21 protein-coding genes and 1 pseudogene are annotated in these 21,091 nt (G+C 63.0%); 20 read left to right on the top strand and 2 right to left on the bottom strand.

Annotated features, from left to right (window positions below):
* Positions 1 to 10 precede the first annotated feature (10 nt).
* The 16 genes and pseudogenes from IPI01_12475 (at position 11) to IPI01_12550 (ending at position 14,922) form a co-directional block, all read left to right on the top strand.
* On the top strand, positions 11 to 907 hold the full coding sequence (locus tag IPI01_12475) for a pirin family protein (GenBank protein ID MBK7258591.1): 897 nt from the start codon (positions 11 to 13) through the stop codon (positions 905 to 907).
* 91 nt (positions 908 to 998) lie between these two features.
* On the top strand, positions 999 to 1,448 hold the full coding sequence (locus IPI01_12480; protein MBK7258592.1) for a hypothetical protein: 450 nt from the start codon (positions 999 to 1,001) through the stop codon (positions 1,446 to 1,448).
* 3 nt (positions 1,449 to 1,451) lie between these two features.
* Positions 1,452 to 1,814 (top strand): hydrogenase maturation nickel metallochaperone HypA, encoded by a 363-nt coding sequence (locus IPI01_12485; protein ID MBK7258593.1) that lies wholly within the window; start codon positions 1,452 to 1,454, stop codon positions 1,812 to 1,814.
* Positions 1,811 to 2,473, top strand: coding sequence for a hydrogenase nickel incorporation protein HypB (hypB, locus tag IPI01_12490; protein MBK7258594.1), 663 nt, complete (start codon positions 1,811 to 1,813; stop codon positions 2,471 to 2,473). Before IPI01_12485 ends, hypB begins: the two co-directional genes overlap by 4 nt.
* A gap of 272 nt (positions 2,474 to 2,745) precedes the next feature.
* Positions 2,746 to 3,267 (top strand): bidirectional hydrogenase complex protein HoxE, encoded by a 522-nt coding sequence (gene hoxE, locus IPI01_12495; protein ID MBK7258595.1) that lies wholly within the window; start codon positions 2,746 to 2,748, stop codon positions 3,265 to 3,267.
* Positions 3,264 to 4,914, top strand: a pseudogene (locus tag IPI01_12500) (SLBB domain-containing protein). Before hoxE ends, IPI01_12500 begins: the two are co-directional and overlap by 4 nt.
* A 13-nt stretch (positions 4,915 to 4,927) precedes the next feature.
* A complete protein-coding gene (hoxU, locus tag IPI01_12505; GenBank protein MBK7258596.1) occupies positions 4,928 to 5,662 on the top strand; it encodes a bidirectional hydrogenase complex protein HoxU in 735 nt (244 codons plus the stop codon).
* Positions 5,663 to 5,678: 16 nt separating this feature from the next.
* Positions 5,679 to 6,215, top strand: a complete 537-nt coding sequence (locus IPI01_12510) for an oxidoreductase (protein MBK7258597.1) — start codon at positions 5,679 to 5,681, stop codon at positions 6,213 to 6,215.
* Between the two features lie 13 nt (positions 6,216 to 6,228).
* Positions 6,229 to 7,659, top strand: coding sequence for a Ni/Fe hydrogenase subunit alpha (locus IPI01_12515; GenBank protein MBK7258598.1), 1,431 nt, complete (start codon positions 6,229 to 6,231; stop codon positions 7,657 to 7,659).
* Positions 7,656 to 8,093 carry a hydrogenase maturation protease gene (locus tag IPI01_12520; protein MBK7258599.1) on the top strand — a complete coding sequence of 146 codons (438 nt, stop codon included), beginning with the start codon at positions 7,656 to 7,658 and terminating at the stop codon, positions 8,091 to 8,093. Before IPI01_12515 ends, IPI01_12520 begins: the two co-directional genes overlap by 4 nt.
* On the top strand, positions 8,090 to 10,399 hold the full coding sequence (gene hypF / locus IPI01_12525) for a carbamoyltransferase HypF (GenBank protein MBK7258600.1): 2,310 nt from the start codon (positions 8,090 to 8,092) through the stop codon (positions 10,397 to 10,399). The genes IPI01_12520 and hypF overlap by 4 nt, the downstream gene beginning before the upstream one ends.
* Before the next feature lie 56 nt (positions 10,400 to 10,455).
* Complete coding sequence (locus IPI01_12530) at positions 10,456 to 10,698, top strand: HypC/HybG/HupF family hydrogenase formation chaperone (GenBank protein MBK7258601.1); 243 nt, start codon at positions 10,456 to 10,458, stop codon at positions 10,696 to 10,698.
* Positions 10,685 to 11,782, top strand: a complete 1,098-nt coding sequence (gene hypD, locus IPI01_12535) for a hydrogenase formation protein HypD (GenBank protein ID MBK7258602.1) — start codon at positions 10,685 to 10,687, stop codon at positions 11,780 to 11,782. The genes IPI01_12530 and hypD overlap by 14 nt, the downstream gene beginning before the upstream one ends.
* Complete coding sequence (gene hypE / locus IPI01_12540) at positions 11,772 to 12,833, top strand: hydrogenase expression/formation protein HypE (GenBank protein MBK7258603.1); 1,062 nt, start codon at positions 11,772 to 11,774, stop codon at positions 12,831 to 12,833. The genes hypD and hypE overlap by 11 nt, the downstream gene beginning before the upstream one ends.
* Positions 12,834 to 12,954: 121 nt before the next feature.
* Positions 12,955 to 14,022, top strand: coding sequence for a butyrate kinase (buk, locus tag IPI01_12545; GenBank protein ID MBK7258604.1), 1,068 nt, complete (start codon positions 12,955 to 12,957; stop codon positions 14,020 to 14,022).
* 9 nt (positions 14,023 to 14,031) lie between these two features.
* Positions 14,032 to 14,922, top strand: coding sequence for a phosphate butyryltransferase (locus IPI01_12550; protein ID MBK7258605.1), 891 nt, complete (start codon positions 14,032 to 14,034; stop codon positions 14,920 to 14,922).
* Positions 14,923 to 14,990: 68 nt separating this feature from the next.
* Here IPI01_12550 and IPI01_12555 read toward each other — a convergent pair whose 3' ends face one another.
* Positions 14,991 to 15,638, bottom strand: a complete 648-nt coding sequence (locus IPI01_12555) for a sterol desaturase family protein (protein MBK7258606.1) — start codon at positions 15,636 to 15,638, stop codon at positions 14,991 to 14,993.
* 84 nt (positions 15,639 to 15,722) lie between these two features.
* Between IPI01_12555 and IPI01_12560 the strand changes: the two genes are divergently transcribed.
* Complete coding sequence (locus IPI01_12560) at positions 15,723 to 16,220, top strand: GNAT family N-acetyltransferase (protein ID MBK7258607.1); 498 nt, start codon at positions 15,723 to 15,725, stop codon at positions 16,218 to 16,220.
* The gene (locus tag IPI01_12565; protein MBK7258608.1) at positions 16,220 to 17,062 is read left to right on the top strand and encodes a DUF1207 domain-containing protein; all 843 of its coding nucleotides are present in this window, start codon (positions 16,220 to 16,222) and stop codon (positions 17,060 to 17,062) included. Before IPI01_12560 ends, IPI01_12565 begins: the two co-directional genes overlap by 1 nt.
* A 3-nt stretch (positions 17,063 to 17,065) precedes the next feature.
* Here the strand turns inward: IPI01_12565 and IPI01_12570 are convergent, their stop codons facing one another.
* The gene (locus IPI01_12570; protein MBK7258609.1) at positions 17,066 to 19,105 is read right to left on the bottom strand and encodes a lamin tail domain-containing protein; all 2,040 of its coding nucleotides are present in this window, start codon (positions 19,103 to 19,105) and stop codon (positions 17,066 to 17,068) included.
* Between the two features lie 302 nt (positions 19,106 to 19,407).
* Between IPI01_12570 and IPI01_12575 the strand changes: the two genes are divergently transcribed.
* Together IPI01_12575 and IPI01_12580 are read left to right on the top strand one after the other, a co-directional pair.
* Positions 19,408 to 19,782, top strand: a complete 375-nt coding sequence (locus tag IPI01_12575; GenBank protein MBK7258610.1) for a response regulator — start codon at positions 19,408 to 19,410, stop codon at positions 19,780 to 19,782.
* A gap of 9 nt (positions 19,783 to 19,791) precedes the next feature.
* Positions 19,792 to 21,033: a methyltransferase domain-containing protein gene (locus tag IPI01_12580; protein ID MBK7258611.1), complete on the top strand. Its 1,242-nt coding sequence runs from the start codon at positions 19,792 to 19,794 to the stop codon at positions 21,031 to 21,033.
* Positions 21,034 to 21,091 lie beyond the last annotated feature (58 nt).

Below are 21,091 nucleotides of genomic sequence, written 5' to 3' on the forward strand. Positions count from 1 at the left end.
AGGCACATCCATGTCCATACGACCCGTACGCAAGGTTTCACAATCCCAGCCCACGCTCGAAGGCGCGGGCGTCCATCTCCGCCGCGCATTCGGCTTCGGCCGCACGGAGGATTTCGATCCGTTCCTGCTCCTGGATGACTTCCGGAATGACGACCCCGCGGCGTATCGTGCGGGCTTTCCATGGCATCCGCACCGCGGCATCGAGACCATCACGTATGTGCTCGCCGGCACGGTCGCCCATGGCGACAGCCTGGGCAATCATGGCGCACTCGGTGCGGGTGATGTGCAGTGGATGACCGCGGGCAGCGGCATCCTGCACCAGGAAATGCCCGAGGGCGACACGCAGGGGAGGATGCACGGGTTCCAGCTCTGGGCGAACCTCCCGGCAAAGAACAAAATGACCTCGCCCCGCTACCAGGACGTGCAGGCGAAGGACATCCCGACCGTCACCGACGACGACGGCACGGCGGTCCGCATCATCATCGGCGAGTTCTGGGGGAAGCGCGGACCGGTGGAGGGGATCGCTGCCGACCCGCAGTATCTCGACGTGTACGTGCCACCGGGCGTGAAGAAGACGCTGAAGGTGGATACCCGTCAGCAGGCATTCGCCTATGTGTTCGAGGGCGAAGGAGCCTTCCGCGATGCATCGGACCCGCAACCCGTCCAGACGGAATTCGCCGGCCTGCCGCAGGCACTCCCGTCCATGTCCGGCAACAGATCGTTGATCCTGTTCGGATCGGGGGATGAGGTCGTCGTGCAGGCAGGCGACAGGGGTGTGCGGTTCATTCTCGTTTCGGGCAAGCCCCTGCAGGAGCCCGTCGCGTGGCAGGGACCGATCGTAATGAATACGCAGGAGGAATTGCGTCAGGCATACGCTGAACTGAGAGCGGGAACGTTCATCAAATGACCGCCGACCGGTCACGCAGAAGCACCGCAAAGGACCCGGGAACCCCTCCCGGGTCCTTTGCGTTCAAGCGTGATTTTCCCTATGTTGATGCATGGATCAGACGCACCGGCAGATACTGACACTCCTCCTGTGCCTCCGCACATTGCCGGGGGTCGGGTTCACGCAGACGCGTGACGGATTCCTCGGGCACCACTGGGGGACGCCCGTCGCGACACTCGCACAGTCCGTGGAACTGCGCACGCCGCGGGCCGAAGGTGACGTGATCCTCTACAACACGGCCGTGACGGAGATCGATCATGTCGCCGTCCAGCACTGCGACCTCGAGTTCGTGAGCGGCCGTCTGGCAGGTGTGATCGTCACGGTACAGGGTGAAGAGAACTCGCGCGGTTTCCTGTCGCTGCTTCTGCGGGAGTACGGCGAAGGAGAAAGCGACCATCCCCGGGCACGGAGGTGGACGACGCCGAACACCCGCGTGTCGTTCGATCTCGACACCCACGGGGACGCGTACATCTACTGGTATTCAACGCTCCTCCAGAACTGAACGATGCACGAACTCTCGATCGCACAGGGCATCGTGGACATCGTCGGGCAATACGTCCCGCGTGAACGGCACGAGACGGTCCGCCTTGTCCGGATCCGTGTCGGTGACCTCGCCGGCGTCGTACCCGATTCTCTTGCCTTCTGTTTCACCGCCGTCACCGCAGGCACGCCGATGGCGGGGGCACTGCTCGAGATCGAGCACGTGCCGTACACGATACGCTGCACCGACTGTGCCAACGCATCAACCACCGAACCCGGACTCGCACTGTGTCCCCGGTGCGGGTCGACAGCCACAACGATCGTGGCCGGCACCGAGCTGCAGGTGATGACGATCGATGTGGACGAAGAGACCCCGGAGCATTCATGAGTGTGATCACGATCGAACGGAAGGTCCTCGAAAAGAACGATGAGATCGCGCGGCAGAACCGCGCGCTCTTCGCGGACCACGGCGTCTACGTCATCAACATGGTGAGTTCGCCCGGCGCCGGGAAGACGAGCATCCTGGAACGGACACTGGAGAGGCTGCGCACGACGCTGCGCATCGCCGTGATCGAAGGCGATGTGCAGACCGATCTGGATGCACGGCGTGTGGCAAAGTACAATGTTCCGGCGGTGCAGATCGTGACCCGCGGCGGGTGCCACCTGGAAGCGAACCTCATCCGCGACGCCCTCGGCAACCTCGATCTCAAAGAATGCGATCTGCTCGTCATCGAGAACGTCGGCAACCTCGTCTGCCCGTCCAACTATGACCTGGGCGAGGCGGTCAAGGTCGTGGTCGCTTCGACGACCGAAGGCGACGACAAACCGTTGAAATATCCAGCAATGTTCCGGAACGCATCGGTCCTGATCATCAACAAGATCGATCTCCTCCCCTACCTCCAGAGCGACGTGGCCGTCCTCCGTGAGAATGCATTGAAGATCAACCCTTCCTTGACCGTTTTCGAGACGTCCTGCACGACGGGGGCGGGCATGGATGCATGGTGCAACTGGCTCACCGAGAACTCCCGCCAGAAGACCGCGTCCTGACCCCTCCGCACGGTGGAAATCCGTTCCTAAGAATAGGAAAATCCATCGCGTAGCCGTTCGCAACTGCCCATTCTCCCCCGTTTGAACGGGTCAGCCGTGGCATACCTGTTGCATTGTCTATGATAGAGGCGAACGACCGGGGCAGGAGGGTTTTGGGGTCCACTGAGCGAGCACGGCATCTTTTTCGCTTCGTCCGACCTGCCTACCTTCTGCCTTGACGCACCTCCCCAAGAGCACGATCCCGAAAATCAACTTACGACAGCAACCGACACATGCCTCCAACCCAAACGACACCCAAGCCTCATCCGAGTGGTGACAACCGGTTCAAGCTGCTGGACCGGGCGATCACCAAGCACCAATCGCGCGGTGACGCGCTGATCGAGGTGCTCCATGCTGCACAGGGTATCTTCGGCTATCTCGAGAACGATCTGCTGGTCTACATCGCACGGTCGCTGAAGCTCCCGCTGAGCCGCGTCTACGGCGTGGCGACATTCTATCATTTCTTCACCCTCAAACCGAAGGGGAAACACACCTTCGTCCTGTGCACAGGAACCGCGTGCTACGTCAAGGGCGCGAACAAGCTGCAGCACGCCGCAGAGGAATGCTGCAAGGTCAAATTCGGACAGACGACACCGGACGACAAGATCTCGCTCGTGCAGGCACGCTGCGTCGGCTCATGCGGCATCGCGCCGGTGGCCGTACTCGACGACAAGGTTGCCGGCAAGCTCACCCCGGAAGGGGCGGTCGAACGGCTCATGGCCTGGAAGAACGAAAAGGACGAGGTGACCGCATGACCGTCGAAGATCTGCAGGAACTCGCCGAACAGGAACAGCAGCGTCAGGAGAAGTTCACGAACCGCCTGATGTACTGCGCCGCCGCCGGATGCGTGTCGTGCGGCAGCATCAATGTGCGTGATATGCTGAAGAAGGCGCTTGCCGAGAAGAACCTGGCCGACACCGTGGAAGTGGTCGGCACGGGATGCATGGGCCTCTGTGGTGAGGGCCCCCTCGTGAAGGTGCTGCCGGAAGGCACGCTCTACCAGCGGGTGGATGAGACCGTTGCACGCCAGATCGTGGAAGAGCACCTCGTGAAGAAGACCGCGGTCAAGGACAACGAGATCGACACCTCGCATCCGTTCTTCGCCGCCCAGCTGAAGATCGTCCTCGAGAATTGCGGCCGCATCGATGCCGAAAAGATCGAGGAATACATCGCGGTCGAAGGATATACGGCGCTCGCGAAGGTCGTGACCGAGATGCAGCCCGGCGAAGTGGTGGAAGAGGTCCGCAAGAGCGGCCTCCGCGGCCGTGGCGGCGCCGGCTACTCCACCGGTCTGAAGTGGGGCATCGTGCGCAAGGTGCAGAGCGACACGAAGTATGTGGTCTGCAACGCGGATGAAGGCGATCCGGGTGCATTCATGGACCGCAGCGTGCTGGAAGGCGATCCGCACCGCATCCTCGAAGGCATGGCCATCGCCGGCTACGCCGTGGGTGCACAGCAGGGATACATCTATGTGCGCGCGGAGTATCCGCTCGCCATCGAACGCCTCCGGCTCGCGATCAAACAAGCCGAACGCTTCGGCCTGCTCGGGAACAGGATCTTCGATTCGCAGTTCAATTTCCGTATCGACCTGCGCATCGGCGCCGGCGCATTCGTGTGCGGCGAAGAGACCGCCCTCATCCGCTCCATCGAAGGGCGCCGCGGCCGTCCGCGCCCCCGTCCCCCGTATCCCTCCGAGAAGGGACTGTGGGGCATGCCTACGCTGTTGAATAACGTCGAGACGTACGCGAACATCGCGCCCATCATCCGCAAGGGCAGCACGTGGTTCGCCGGGATCGGCACACCCAAGAGCACGGGGACGAAGGTCTTCGCACTCGCAGGCAAGATCAGGAACACCGGCCTCATCGAAGTACCGATGGGGATCTCCCTCCGGAAGGTCATCTTCGACATCGGCGGCGGCACCCCGGAAGGCACGGAGTTCAAGGCAGCACAGACCGGCGGGCCGTCGGGCGGCTGTATCCCCGGCGCAACATCTCGACACCCCGGTCGACTATGAATCATTGTCGTCCGTGGGCTCTATCATGGGCAGCGGTGGTATGATCGTCATGGATTCCACCTCCAACATGGTGGATGTGGCGAAGTACTTCATGGATTTCTGCAAGGATGAATCGTGCGGTAAGTGCATCCCGTGCCGCGTCGGGACGGTGCACATTCACGGCCTGCTCGACAAGATCTCGCAGGGCAAGGCCACAACGAATGACCTGCCGTTGCTGGAAGAACTGTGCATGATGGTCAAGGAGACCAGTCTCTGCGGCCTCGGACAGAGCGCACCGAATCCGGTGCTCTCGACACTGCGCTTCTTCCGGAACGAGTACGAAGAGCTGCTGCAACAGCCGGCAACCTTCGTACCGTCGGGTACCGACACCACATCCACAACGCACTAGCAGGACCACACCTATGGCTATCGTCACCTTAACTATCGACGGCGAGCAGCTCAGTGCCCAGGACAATGAGTCCCTGCTGGAGATCGCCCGCCAGCACAAGATCGACATCCCGACCCTCTGCCACCTGGACGGCCTGTCCGATGTGGGCGCCTGCCGTCTCTGCCTCCTCGAGATCGAAGGCTCCAACAAGCTCGCCCCGGCCTGCACCACACGGCCCATGGAGGGCATGGTCGTCCATACCAACACCGAGAAACTCAAGAAATACCGCCGCATGATCGTGGCGCTCCTCGCGTCCGAAGGCAACCATCAATGCTCGGTGTGCATGGTCAACAATCACTGCGAACTCCAGACCCTTGCCTACGAGACCGGGCTGCTGTATGTCCGCGTGCCGTACCTCTATCCGGACAAGGTCACCGATGCATCACACGAGAGCTTCATCATCGACCGCGACCGGTGCGTGCTGTGCACGCGCTGCGTCCGCGTCTGTCATGAAGTGGAAGGCGCGCACGTGTGGGACATCGCGGGACGCGGCATCGACTGTACGATCGTCGCCGACCTCAACGTCCCCTGGGGGAGCGCGGAAAGCTGTACCTCCTGTGGTAAATGTGTGCTCGTCTGTCCGACCGGCGCGCTCGTCAAGAAGGGCGAAAGCGTCGCGGAGATGGAGAAGCATACCGACTTCCTGAAGTACATCGTCACTGCCCGCCGCAAGGGCGAGTGGATCAACATCGAGAACGAAGAAGAATAACGGACCACACCACCACATGAAACCTAAAGTCGCAACGATATGGCTCGGAGGCTGCTCCGGTTGCCACATGTCGTTCCTGGACCTCGATGAACGCCTCATCGACCTGGCGGACAAGATCGAACTTGTCTACTCACCCATCGCCGATGTGAAGGAATTCCCGCGCGATGTGGATGTGACCCTCGTCGAAGGCGCCGTCGCGAGCTATGAACACGAAGAACTCGCCCGCCTCATCCGGCGGAACTCACGCTTTGTGGTATCGTTCGGCGATTGCGCGGTGACCGGCAATGTGACGGCCATGCGCAACTCGCTGGACCTGGATGACGTGCTGAACCGTGCGTACGTCGAACTCGCCGACACCACCCCCCGCGTCCCCCGGGACTACCCGACGATCGCGGAGCTGATGAAACAGGCGCGTCCGCTGCACGAATACATCACCGTGGATGCGTTCATTCACGGGTGCCCGCCCACCGCCGACCAGATCTGGTCCGCGGTCACCGAACTGCTCGCGGGCAAGAAACCGGAACTCACACACGTCTTCCTGCGGTACGGATAAGAGGAACATGACCATGCCTACAAGCACTATCACCATCAACCCCGTGACGCGTATCGAAGGACACGCGAAGATCACGATCCAGCTGGATGAACACGGCGTCGCGCAGGATGCGCGCTTCCATGTGAACGAGTTCCGCGGCTTCGAGAAGTTCTGCGAAGGGCGCGTGCTGTGGGAGATGGGCGGCATCACGTCGCGCATCTGCGGTATCTGCCCCACCAGCCACCTCGTCACCTCGGCCAAGGCCGGCGATGCCATCCTGTCCGTGACCATCCCGGAAACGGCACAGGCACTGCGCCGCATCATCACCCTCGCCCAGTGGCTGCAGTCGCATGCCCTGAGCTTCTTCCACCTGTCGTCGCCCGACTTCCTCCTCGGGTTCGATTCCGACCCGGCCAAGCGGAACATCTTCGGCCTGATCGCATCGGACAAGGAGTTCGCGCGCCGTGGCATCCGGCTGCGGAAATTCGGACAGGAGATCATCGAGGTCCTCGGCAGCCGCCGTATCCACACCCCCTGGGCTGTGGCAGGCGGCGTCCGTGAACCCCTGGAACCGGAAAAGAGGGACTACCTCCTCAACTGGATCCCGGAAGCGAGAGAGACCGCCCTCCTGGCGCTCGCAACGCTGAAGCAGATCCACGTGAAGTTCGAGAAGGATATCCCGAACTACGGCAACTTCCGTTCGCTGTTCGTCGGACTCGTCGCGCCGGACGGCGCACTGGAATACTACGACGGCACCCTGCGCGTCATGGATGGCGACGGCAATATCATCGCCGACAAGGTGAACCCGTCGGATTTCCACGACTACTTCGGCGAGGCTTCGGAAGAGTGGTCCTATCTGAAGTTCCCGTACTACAAGCCGCTCGGCTACGCCAAGGGGATGTACCGCGTGGGCCCGCTCGCCCGCGTGAACATCTGCGATTATATCGACACCCCCCTTGCCGAAGCAGAGCGGAAGGAGTTCAAGGCGCTGGGGGGCGGCGTCGGTGTGGTCAATAACTCCTTCTATTTCCACTACGCGCGCCTGATCGAGATCCTCTTCTGCGTGGAGAAGGTCGAACAACTGCTGCACGACCCGGTCACGATGGGGCACAACATCCGCGCCAAAGCCATGATCAATCAGCTCCATGGCATCGGCGCCAGCGAAGCTCCCCGCGGCACACTGTTCCATGACTATACGGTCACCGAAGACGCCCTGCTCAGCCGGGTGGACCTCGTGATCGCCACCGCCCAGAACAACCTCGCGATGAACCGGACGGTCCGGCAACTCGCGCTGCAATACCTGGACGGCGCAAAGGTCACAGAAGGACTCCTGAACAGGATCGAGGCCGGGATCCGCTGCTTCGATCCATGCCTGTCGTGCTCCACGCATGCCATCGGCATGATGCCGCTGCATGTGCAGGTGGTCGATCCGGAGAACAACGTGCTGTGTGACGTCCGCCGATGAAAACAACGCTGGTGATCGGCATCGGGAACACCATTCGCGGGGACGACGGCGCGGGCATCCGCGTCGCCGAACGCATCGCTGCACGTCACACAGAGGTTGATATCCTGTGCGTGCAGCAACTCTCCCCCGAGCATGCCGACACCATCGCGCGGTACGATCGTCTGATCGTTGTGGATGCGAGTGTCACCGCGGACGCCGTCCGGGTGACACCGCTCCACGCGGCAGAGGACATGCACATGCCACGCACCCACAACGTCACCCCGGAAGGGGTCATGGCCCTGTCATCGACACTCTATGACCGCGTGCCGGCCGAAGCACTGCTCGTCGAGATCCCGGCATCGCAGTGCGATTTCACAGAAGAACTCTCCCCCTCTACCGCGGCATTCGCCGCCACCGCCCTCGGCATCATTTCCCGGCACGTCACGGAGAACTGACCGTGACACAGCGCCTGCATGCTGTCATCCGCGGGGCTGTGCAGGGTGTGGGATTCCGCCCCTTCGTCTTCCGCCTTGCCACGGAACTCGGCCTCACCGGCTGGGTCCTGAATTCCTCGCAGGGGGTCTTCCTCGAAGCGGAAGGACCGCAGGAACGGCTCGAGGACCTCATGCTCCGCCTCGCACGCGAGGCGCCCCCGCGCGCATGGATCCAGAGCGCAGAATTCTCCTGGCGCGATCCCGCGGGGTATACGGCGTTCGAGATCCGCGCAAGCGACGGGGCAGGGCCAAAGACCACACTGGTGCTGCCCGACTGCGCAAGTTGCCCCGACTGTGTGCGCGAGATCTTCGACCCGCAGAACCGCCGCTACCGTTACGCCTTCACCAATTGCACCAACTGCGGCCCGCGCTACTCGATCATCGAGACGCTGCCGTACGACCGCCCGAACACCACCATGCGCGGGTTCACGATGTGTCCCGCCTGCCGGGCCGAGTACGACAACCCGCACGACCGGCGTTTTCATGCCCAGCCGAATGCCTGCCCCGTGTGCGGGCCACGGCTCACGCTCTGCGATGTGCACGGGACGGTGATCGCGTCGGAGGACGCTGCCCTCCGCCACGCCGTGGCCGCCCTCCGGGAAGGACGGATCATCGCGGTGAAGGGCATCGGCGGCTTCCATCTGATGGCCGATGCCGGAAACCCCGATACCGTCAGACTCCTCCGCCAACGCAAAGCCCGCGAAGAGAAGCCCTTCGCGGTGATGTGCCCGTCGATCGAGAGCGTCCGTGCACTCTGCGGCGTTGCTCCATTGGAAGAACGCCTTCTCACCTCTCCGGAGGCACCGATCGTCCTGCTGACACGGCGGCAAGAGGCCCATCCGCTCATCTGCGCCGGCGTGGCACCCGGAAACCCGACACTCGGGGTGATGCTGCCCTATGCCCCGCTGCACCACCTCCTGCTTCATGATGCGGGGATCCCCCTGATCGCAACGAGCGGCAACCGGAGCGATGAACCGATCTGCACGGATGAACATGTCGTGCGCGATCGGCTTGGCCATATCGCCGACCTGTTCCTGGTCCACAACCGCCCCATCGCCCGGCACGTGGATGATTCGATCGTCCGCCTGATGGCCGGCCGTGAACTCGTCCTCCGCCGCGCCCGGGGCTATGCCCCGCTCCCGGTGATGCTGGATGCGCCCGTGCCTGACCTCCTTGCGGTGGGTGCACATCTGAAGAGCACCGTTGCCCTTTCACGGGGGAATGCGGTCTTTGTCAGTCAGCATCTCGGCGACCTCGAAACCCCGGAAGCGTTCGACGCCTTCCGGCATGAAGCCGGCCGGTTGCAGGAACTGTTCGGCGGGAAACCCGCCGCGGTTGTTTCTGACCTCCATCCCGACTATCTTTCCAGCACGTATGCACGGTCGCGCACGGAGCCCGTCATCACGGTGCAGCACCACGAGGCACACGTCGCCGCATGTATGGCGGAGAACGGTATCACCGGCCCAGCACTCGGTGTGGCCTGGGATGGCACCGGGCTCGGCTCCGACCGGACGATCTGGGGCGGCGAATGGTTCGCAACCGGAGAGAGTGGCTTCAGGCGCGTGGCGCATCTCCGGACCTTTCCGCTCCCCGGCGGCGATCACGCCACCCGCGAACCGCGCCGCAGCGCATTCGGGCTGCTGCACACGATCTTCGGTGCAGAGACAGCGGCATTGACCGACCTTGCACCGGTGCAGTGCTGGAAGCCGGCCGAACGCACGGCGCTGATGCAGATGATCGACCGGGGGGTGAATGCGCCGCACACCTCGAGTGCCGGACGGTTGTTCGATGCGGTGAGCGCACTCATCGGCCTTCGCCTCGTGAATGCTTTCGAAGGCCAGGCGGCCATGGAACTGGAATGGCAGGCGAACGGGACGGGTGGTTCTCCCTATCCGTTCCTCTGCCGCCCCGCGCCGCAGGAGGGGCAACCGATCGTGGTCGACTGGGAACCGATGATCATTGCGTTGCTCGCCGACATCCGGCGCGGTGCTTCGGCGCCGGAGATGTCGGCACGCTTCCATGACACACTCGCAGGCATCATCGTGCAGGTGGCGGAGATGTGCGGGCTCGAGCGCGTCGTCCTCAGCGGCGGATGTTTTCAGAATAGAAGAGTGACGGAAGCCGCCATCGACGGATTGCGCGCTGCCGGCTTCCAGCCCTCCTGGCACCAGCGCATTCCACCCAACGACGGTGGCATTGCGGTAGGACAGATCGTGAGAGCTGCACAGGACAGGAAGCTGGAAGAGGGACAAAGGAACACACGGTAGCGCTTCGCAACGAATTGCCACACCATGCTTCACATGTATCGAGGAGATGAATCCCCATGTGTCTCGCCGTTCCAGGTAAAGTGCTGTCGATCAACCGCGGTGCGGAGCCCGTCATGGGCACCGTGAGCTTCGCGGGCGTGCAGAAGGAGATCTGCCTGGAATGGGTCCCGGAGGTCCAGGTGGGGAATTACGTGCTGGTGCATGTGGGATTCGCACTCAATACGATCGATGACCAGGATGCCGAGGAGACACTCCGCCTCCTCCGCGAGATGGGCGAGCTCGACGATGAAGTTCGTTGACGAATACCGCGACCGGGCCACGGTCGAGACGCTCACCGCCGCGATCCGTTCGACGGTCCACCATCCCTGGACCATCATGGAGATCTGCGGCGGGCAGACCCATGCGATCGTCAAGCACGGGATCGACCGCCTGCTGCCGCAGGAGATCACGCTCGTTCACGGCCCCGGCTGCCCGGTCTGCGTGACCTCGGTCGAACTCATCGACCGCGCCGTGGCCATCGCCTCGCGGCCGGAGGTGATCTTCACGTCCTTCGGCGATATGCTCCGTGTCCCCGGCTCATCGCGCGACCTGTTGAGCGTCAAAGCCGCGGGCGGCGACGTGCGCATCATCTACTCCCCGCTCGATGCCGTGGATCTCGCCGCGAAGAACCCCGGGCGCAAAGTGGTCTTCTTCGCCGTGGGCTTCGAGACCACCGCGCCTGCGAACGCCATGGCTGCCGTGCAGGCACGGAGGATGGGGCTCACGAACTTCTTCCTGCTCACAGCGCATGTCCTCGTCCCCCCCGCGATCGCTGCGATCCTTGGCTCCCCGGCGAACCGCGTGCAGGCATTCCTCGCGGCAGGACATGTCTGCACGGTGATGGGGTATGAGGAATACCTTCCGCTCGCCGCCAGCTTCCACACACCGATCGTCGTCACGGGCTTCGAGCCCGTGGATATCCTGCATGGGATCCTGCTGGCGGTGCGCCAACTGGAGGAGGGGCGCGCGGAGGTCGAGAACCAGTATTCGCGCGTGGTGCGGCGGGAAGGGAATGCCGGTGCCCGCAGGGTGATCGCCGATGTCTTCGAACCCTCCGACAGGACCTGGCGGGGGATCGGGACGATCCCGATGAGCGGCTATCGCCTGCGGCCCGCGTTCGCTTCCATGGATGCGGAGCACCACTTCGATGTCGGCCACCTCGAGGCCCATGAATCGCCTCTGTGCATCGCCGGCAGCGTGCTGCAGGGGATCCGCAAGCCCCACGAATGCCCGGCCTTCGGGCGCGAGTGCACACCGGAACGCCCGCTGGGCGCACCCATGGTCTCGTCCGAAGGTGCGTGTGCCGCGTACTATCGCTACGGAGCGCTGAACCATGGCCGATGACACGCCGTCCTTCGACGGGTACTCCTGTCCCCTGCCCATCGACCGCTACCCACATGTCCTCATGGCTCACGGCGGCGGCGGAAAGCTGACCCATGAGCTGATCGAACGGGTGTTCGTGCCGGCATTCCGCAACGACGACCTTGCCCCGATGCACGACGGCGCCATCCTGTCACCTGGTGCCGGGCGACTCGCCTTCACCACCGATTCCTATGTCGTGCACCCGCTGTTCTTCCCCGGTGGCTCTATCGGCGACCTTGCCGTGTGCGGCACCGTGAACGACCTGGCGATGTGCGGGGCGACGCCACGCTATCTTTCCGCTGCCTTCGTGATCGAAGAGGGCCTTGCCATGGCGGACCTGCAGCGGATCGCGGCGGACATGCGCCGGGCAGCCGACCGTGCCGGGGTAACGATCGTCACGGGCGATACCAAAGTGGTGGACCGCGGCAAGGGTGACGGCGTGTTCATCACCACGTCAGGGATCGGGGTGATCCCCACGGGCGTGGATATCCGGCCGACCAACATGAGGCCGGGGGATGTCCTGATCGTGAACGGCCCCATCGCCCGGCACGGCATCGCGATCATGTCGGTGCGCGAGGGGCTGTCGTTCGGCACGCAGATCGTCAGCGACACGGCGCCTTTGAACTCCCTCGTCACGGTGATGCTCGCGGCGTGCCCCTCCCTGCATGTGCTGCGCGATCCCACACGCGGCGGGGTGGCGAGTACCATGAATGAACTTGCCGCCCAATCCGGGACCGGCATCGAACTCGATGAGACCGCGATCCCGATCGACGATGAAGTGCGCGGCGCATGCGAGATCCTCGGGTTCGACCCGCTGTATGTCGCCAACGAGGGGAAACTGATCGCTGCCGTGCCACCCGGCGCAGCAGATGCGGTCCTCGCTGCCATGCGCGCACATCCACTCGGCGCCCGCGCCGCAGCCATCGGCAGGGTCGTCAGCGAACACCCGTCCATCGTCACCCTGCGCAGCAGCATCGGCAGCATGCGCATCGTCGATATGCTTTCAGGCGAACAACTTCCACGGATCTGCTAATGCGTATCGCACCTTCCCCTCCTCTGCCCCGCCACAGGGATCCCGGCGTGATGCTCACGCCAGGACCAACGGCGCCTTCACGTCGTCTGGCACTATCGGTCGGAACAGCACGAGGTGGATCATGACCGCCCGCGGCCCATTCACCATCCTCGTCGTGAATCCCGGATCCACTTCGACCAAGATGGCCCTGTACGAGGACGACCGGTTGCTGCACTCCCACGTCCTCCGCCACGATCCCGGTATGCTCCGGAAATTCGGAGGCATCTGGGGGCAGTACGAATTCCGGCTCCATCAGATCCGGGAATGGACCCACGCATCGGTCCAGCAACTCTCCGCCGTGGTCGGCATCGGCGGACTCTTCCGGCCGATCCCCGGCGGCACGTACCGCGTGAACAACCGTATGCTCGACGACGCGCACGGCAACCTGCAGGGGGAACACGCATCCAATCTCGGCTGTGCCATGGCCGATGCGCTTGCCCGTGAGTACGGGTGCGAGGCATTCGTCGTCGACCCCGTCTCCGTGGACGAACTCGAACCACTCGCACGCTACAGCGGGCACCCGCTCATCCAGCGATCCAGCCTCTCCCACGCGTTGAACGTCCATGCCGCTGCCCGCCTGGCAACCGATGAACTGCAGATCCCTCTGGAACGGTCCTCGCTCGTCGTGGCACATCTGGGCGGCGGCATCTCGATCGCCCCCGTCCGGGGCGGACGCATCATCGACATCAACGACGCATCCAGCGACGGGCCGTTCTCGCCGGAACGCACCGGCGGATTGCCGCTGCAACAGTTCATCACGCTCTGCTTCTCCGGCACCTACACCGAACAGGATGTCCGTACGCTGGTCCGCGGCGGGGGTGGACTGATGGCATACCTCGGCACCACGTCGGCCCTGGAGGTCGAGGAACGCATCGCCAGCGGCGATGCACGCGCGGAAGAGGTCTATCGTGCGATGGCCTATCAGATCTCCAAGGAGGTCGGCTCCATGGCCGTCGTGCTGGGGGGGAGCATCGATGCCATCGTCCTGACCGGCGGGCTGGCTACATCGGCGAAGCTTGTCGGTTGGATCACCGAACGTGTCAACTTCCTTGGCAGGGTCCTCGTGTATCCCGGTGAGGACGAGATGCGCACGCTTGCCGCCGAAACGCTGGCGGTCCTGCAGAACCGGTCCACACCACGAGACTACTGAGCGAGCACCATGATCACCTCATTTGAAGGACTCCGCACCGCCGCCCGCTCCCGTCCGGGATGCCGGGTCGTGTTCGTCGCCCCGCACAGCAGCGAGATCCTCCTCGCCGCGAAGCAGGCCACCACCGACCTTGGCGTGGAGTGCATCCTCGTGGGCGACCCGCAGAAGATCCAGGCGGATCCCTCGTCGGCCGGCATGCGGATCGTGGAGGCCCCGACACCGACGGCAGCACTGGCATCGGCACTGGCGCTGATCAATGACGGCAAGGGCGATGTGCTCATGAAGGGAAGCGTGGATACGTCCACGCTGATGAAGGCGGTCCTGGATGAAGCAACGGGTTTGCGTACCGGCCGGGTGCTGTCTGATGTGGTGGCGCTGGAGTACAACGGGAGCGGCACACAGCGGCTGGTGATGATCACCGACGGCGGCGTGGTGACCACACCCGACCTCAAGACCAAGAAGGAACTGATCATCAATGCCGTCGAGGTCGCCCATGCGCTCGGCAATCCGATGCCGAACGTGGCGGTCCTCTCGGCGACGGAGTTCGTGAATCCTTCCCTGCAATCGACGATGGACGCCGCCGTGCTGTCCAAGATGTGCGAACGCGGACAGATCACGGGATGCATCGTGGACGGCCCCCTGGCGCTGGACAACGCCCTCTCACCCGAGGCGGCCGCAGAGAAGAAGCTGACATCCCCCGTGGCAGGACACGCAGACATCCTGGTGGCACATACCATCGAGGTGGCGAACAGCCTGGCGAAGGGGGCGACCTACTTTGCAGGTCTCATGCTCGCACATGTGATCGTAGGCGCCCGGGTGCCGGTGATCATCTCATCGCGGGCGGATAAGAGCGAGGCGAGGGTGTTGTCGGTGGCGATGGGAATGCTTATGAAGAGATAAGGGAGAGGGAAGAAGCGATAGAGTCTCCACCGTGTGTTCCTTCTTCCCTCTTCCCTCTTCCTTCACTTCTAACGTCTGGCTTCCTGCGTCGTCCGCTCTTCCGTCGGGTCCAGCGTACCGAACACGACATCCCACAACGGAGAACTGACGCCGAACCCTTTGTCGGGATCATGGTAGTGGTGCAGGATGTGGTGGTGTTTCACCTTCTGCCACCAGCCGAACTTCATCGGGGCATGATGTGTGGCATAATGGACCTCGTCGTAAAAGACATACCCGAGCATGAAACCACCGAAGAACGGCCATGCGTACACCGGTCCGAGCACCAGCCAGTAGACGCCAAAAAAGGCCGAGGCAAGTGGGATGCTCAAGGAGGGCGGCATCACGAGCCGCTTGCTGTCGTTGGGGTAGTCATGGTGCACACCGTGCATCATGAAATGCAGATACTTCCCCCAGCTGCTCTTCGGCTCATAATGGAATATCCAGCGGTGCAACGTGTACTCGGTGATCGTCCAGAATGCCAGTCCGCCGATGAAGAGTTCCACCGCCGTGGCGGTCTGCAACGACGGGATCTGCGACGTAGCATGGATCGCATAGGCAACGACGGGTAAGAAGATGATGATGGGCACGCTCCAATGGACGTGCGTGAACATTTCCAATGCGTTGCTCTTGAAAAGGCGAGCGGACTCATCTTTATTAGACACGTAGAGCTTAGCCATGGGACCTCCCCGGATCTGTAGAATACTCGTGCGGCTGAAAAAAATACTGAGAAATATCGAATCTGTCAAACAGGACAACTACCGATGAGTACTGCCCCCGTGATCCGCGCGGCCACCCCGGCCGACGCCCCTGCCATTCTGTCGCTGGTCCTCGGCCTCGCGGCATATGAGAAACTCGACCCCCCCGATGTCACCGCACAGGAACGACTGATCAGGGATATGTTTTCAACACCGCCGCGCATTCAAGCGTTCCTTGCGGAGATCGATGGCACCCCCGCGGGATATGCCTTCATTTTCGAGACCTATTCGAGTTTCCTGGCACTTCCAACGCTGTACCTGGAAGACCTGTTCGTGCTTCCGGAATTCCGCAGCCGCAAGGCCGGCTATGCGCTGTTCACGCACGTCGTCGAGGAAGCCCACCGGCGGGGCTGCGGACGCATGGAATGGTCCGTCCTCACGTGGAACCGCCTGGCCATCGATTTCTACGTCCGCCTCGGCGCCAAACACCTTTCGGATTGGGCTGTGTACCGCCTGACCCGCCCGGACATGGAGACCATCCTCACCGCGAAGAGTCCGAAGTGATGGCCGCACCCTCCCGCCCCGGCACGCTGGCCTTCGTCCTGCTCTTCCTCATGATCGGACCCGGCGTGGCAGCGCTCATCGCCGGCACACCCGGAACGCCGCTGAAGTTCCGGGTGCTGCCCGAAGAACGGATCTTCCCGCGCATCCACGCGAGCGGACAGGCACATCAACTGGGCATCGCCAAGGACCTCGGCTCGCGCCAGTGGTTCGGCGACATCGGAGGCGAACGCCCGCTGTTCGAACTCTCCGGAGGGCCCGTCGACGTGCAGGCAGGTATCGGCGCAACGGTCCACGCGGGCATCCTCCGGAAACCACCGCTGCTCCAGGTCGTGACGGTGGATTTCGTCGTCGATTTCCCCATCGACTTCCGTATCACGCAGGAGCTCAGCATCCGGACGGGCTACGGACACTTCAGTGCGCACATCGCTGACGATGGGATCGAGGTACTTTCGCTGCACCCGATCAACTACGCCAAGGACTACGTGACCCTGCTGGGGTCCTACAGGTTTCCGGAACATCATGCGATGGTGTACGCAGGTGGGCGCTACGACTTCCACACATTGCCGGCCAGGGACAAGCATCTGGTGGCGCAGGTCGGCGGCGAGATCCAACCGCTCCAACTCTTCGAAGGGTGCCGGCTGTATGCTGCAGTGGACTTCCGTCTCAAGGAAGAATCAGCATGGCGCGCCATTCAGAGCTACCAGGCCGGATGCGAGCTTTCGGGCCCCGCGGCAACGGCGATACGCGTTGCGTACACCTTCAGGACCGGGAGCGATGACCGCGGACAATTCTTCGACCGGACACTGACGGCGAGCTTGTTCGGTGTGTATATCGATCTCTGACCTTTACAGCCGTCGGGCGAGAACGACCGCACAGGCCGCATTGAACATCCGCCCGCCCGCCTCATCGATGCTTTCAAGATGCACGATGTAGATGCCGATGCGCAACGGTTCCCTTCCATCGCCCATCCCATCCCACACGACCTCGCCGGTCATCGCGGCCGGCGCCGCATTCACAAGTTCGCGCACACGCCGCCCGCGGATATCATAGATCCGCACCCTGATCAACGAGGAACGCACGGGCAAACGATACCGCAGCACGGTCACGTCATCACGGCCATCCGCGTCGGGCGAGAATGGATCGGGTGCGCATACGAGCGACGCATCGGACGCCGGCGCGGTCACACGGATGCTGTTCGCCCTTCCCGGCGTGCCACCCGACGGATCCACGCATGTCCCCCAGTTCCGCGGATCCCCGCTCGCCAGGCTGGGATCATACCGCTCGAGCGACCGGCCGGCCGGGTCATCGACCGCCGCTGAGTGCCATGCGGATGCATACGACACGCTATCGATCAGCACACTGTCGGCGCTGTACAGGAGCACCGTATCCCCATCGTTGTTCAACCCCAATCCGGATGTGCTCACGGTGGTACACAACTCCTCCGTGAGGCGTGCGGATATTCCTACGCTTGAATCGCCCGCAACGACATGCATGGCACCACCGGCCACCACACAACTCCGGTCGGCCACGGGCCACCGGCGCATCGTCGATGCACCGGTGCGACGGTCGGCAATGAAGCATTCATCCACCGAGACCGGTGTTGATGACGCATTGACGATCTCGATGAACTCCGCCGTGCCTCCCACCGGCCCCGCCTGGATCTCGTTGATGCGCAGCACGCCAACCGACAGCGGCATGCGAACGTCACCAACAACAGTGTTGTTCTCCTGCCGCTGATCGTCATGCCAGAGGATCTCCGCCCGGACGCGCATACGCCCTTGCCGCGGATCAGGCCACGGGCATTCCACGATCGCTGAATCCCGTGGAGCAAGACCCCGGGTCATCATACCCGACGCGAGAACCTTCGCAGAGGGCCCATCGGCCTCGGAGAACACTTCAACGCTGCATGGTGGCGCCGCGGCACCGCCGGCGTTTCGTACCACCGCATGGAACGCCGACACGCCGGTGAGCGGATCGTGGTGCGCGCCGATCCGTACCATCCGGAGATCATGCGGACGAAGGACGATCGTGTTCTCCATGCCCGGCGTGGCCCCGGCGGACGCCAGGCATCGCCCCCAGTTGTCGGGGACATCGGACTCGCCATGAGGGTCGATACGTTCGATGGAAACGCCAGGTCCGCCTCCCCACGCACCATCATAGCGGACGCTGTCCATCGTTGTCCCACGCTCATCCTGCACCAGAACGAGATCACCCGTATTATTGAGCGAGGGGAACCCCGCCGGCTGCACGATCATTGCTCCCGCACCCGCCACAGCACGTACCGATGCGGAGTCGGCGGCAAGCACGATCAACGAACCCGCCGGAAGCACAACAGCCGCGGTGCCGACGGCGTGCACCGTTCCCGTTGGCGAGTCGCGCACACCCCAGCCTGCAATATCGACGGCATCTCTCCCTGTGTTCATGAGTTCGATCCATTCCCCTTCACCCAATGCCGGTTGGAAGTGTATCTCGTTGATCACGACCGATCCGGGGGTGACGGGTGGACGTGGACGGGTCAGCCTGACATCATCCAGGCGTATCGTCGCTGTCGTTCCTGTGGCTGCCGGCAGGATGTGCCACCTCAGGAGGAATGAGTCCGAAGCTGCAATGGCAGCGGGCAGGGAAAAATCGAGCAATTCATAGGTCGATGAAGGAAATGCGGAAGGCGCCTCGCCCACGATGACCCCGAAGGTGCGGCCCCCATCGGTTGAGGCTTCGACCACACATCGCGCGGCGAAGGTCGACGATCGCCGGAGCGAGAAACTCAGGACCGCCGGAAAGAAGGCCGGGCGGTCGAACGAACGGGAGACGAGCCACTGCTCCACCGTCGAGTTCGATCCGGAGACCGCGTGAGGCGGACTTGCGGGCGAGGAGGCGGTTGTCACGAGGTCCGGCACCCCGGCCACACGAGCAGAGGACGACGTCCAGCCCCGTGGGAGGGCCGGCGGGGTGATGGTATCGAAATTCTCCTCAAAAAGAACCGCCGCTGCATGCCTCCCCGCATCCCCTCCCCCGTGGCCGCCAGGGGATGAAGAAGTGCCAGGAGGAGAAGCAGGGGAAATTCCGGATTTTTGCGGTTTCTCATGGACGTGCGCCAGGTCACCCATACTACCCTGAAGTTTGCTATATTACGACAGAATGTCTATATAGGTACTATTCAGCGAGTGCGTCACTCAGGACGGGGACCATGGAACAGGCAAGAATACTCGTCGCCGATGATGAAGAAGGTATCCGCGAGCTGCTTCGCGAACAGTTGGATGCGGCAGGATACGCGACGGATGAAGCAACGGATGGAGCCGAAGCGATCGACAAGCTCGACCATGCCACGTACGACCTTGCGATCCTTGACATCAACATGCCGAAGAAATCCGGGCTGGATGTCTTGAAGCACATCCGCGACCGGCAGTTGAAGATGGGCGTGATCATGCTGACCGGACGCCTGGGATTTTCCGTGGGCTCGGAGAGCATGCTGCTCGGCGCCGACGAATACATCACCAAACCTTTCGACCTTGAGTACCTGGAATTGGCGATCAAGAAGGTACTGGAGAGCGGAGGGAAGTAGCATCCCTCAATGTCATCGTTCTCCTCTCTCTTTCATGCCGCCGTCCGCGCGCAGGGCAAGCACCATCCCGCACCCGTTCACGATGCGTGCCGCACCTCGCAGGGCACGATATGCCCGCTCTGCACCGCATCTGAGATCCCGTACGATGTCGAGGTCCGCCTCAAAGAACAGGCACTGAAAGAGTGGTGGCTCTCCGCGATGCCGGGGGTCCCCCTCGCACCGCTCATCCTTTCGCCTCAACCCCGGCAGTACCGCACCGTTTCCAAACGCAAGACATTCCGTCGTGGCAGACGATTGATGCTCGGGCTCATCGACCCGGATGCGGACAGCGGCGATCACGCCGTGGAGGTGCTCCGCTGTGCGATCGAACCGGCATCCCACGCGGCATTGTATGAAGCCGTGGACCGGTGGCTCGGCAAACCCGTGGCGGGGCCTCTCCTCGAATCGCTGCAGTACGTGATCGTCAAAGGCGACGACCGCGAACGGATGGTGATCCTCAACGTGCGGTCGATCGACGCAGGCGTCGTTCGTGCCTCCAACGCTCTCTCGAAGGCGCTCACCGCCGACGATCAGACCGTGCGGGGCATCTTCCTCTACGAGGATGCCTCCGACGGGCGCTACTACATGGGCACCACCGCTTCCGGCACACCGGGAAAACTCCAACGCCTGTTCGGCTCCGCAACGCTCTCGCACGTCACCGCGGGAAAGCGGTTCGTGTATCCCGTGCAGTCGTTCACCCAGGTGAATCAATCGATGCTCGACCCGATGGTGGAGCGGCTCGGTGGACTCCTGCACCTGCCGGTGGCGGGAACACTCTACGATCTGTATTGCGGGTACGGGCTCTTCGGGATCTCGTTCGCCGGCCGCGCAAAGCGCGTGATCGGTGCGGACATCGCGCCGGCAGCCATCGAAGCGGCAGCAAAGATCGCCACACATCTGAAGATCTCCAACACGCGGTTCACCCGCAGCGATCTGAATGAAGCATCGCTCGCCGCACTCATGCAGCGCGCGGAGCCCCCGGATGTGGTGATCCTGGATCCGCCCCGCAGCGGCACGGCCCCCGGCGTGATCGAGGTCGTGGCGAGCCGCCGATGCCATCGTGTGGCGCACCTGTTCTGCAATATCGAGGTCATGCCTGCGGAAGCGAAACGGTGGAAGGATGCGGGGTACCGACTCGTGGAAGCAGTACCGATGGATATGTTCCCGGGAACCGGGACCATCGAGATCGCCGGTGTCTTCATCCCCGACTGAGAGAAGAGAAGGCCCGGAGAGTGCCCCTCCACCGCGAAACTCGGATCTTGGGGAAGTG

Source organism: Ignavibacteriota bacterium (assembly GCA_016707525.1).
GTDB lineage: Bacteria > Bacteroidota > Ignavibacteria > UBA10030 > UBA6906 > JAGDMK01.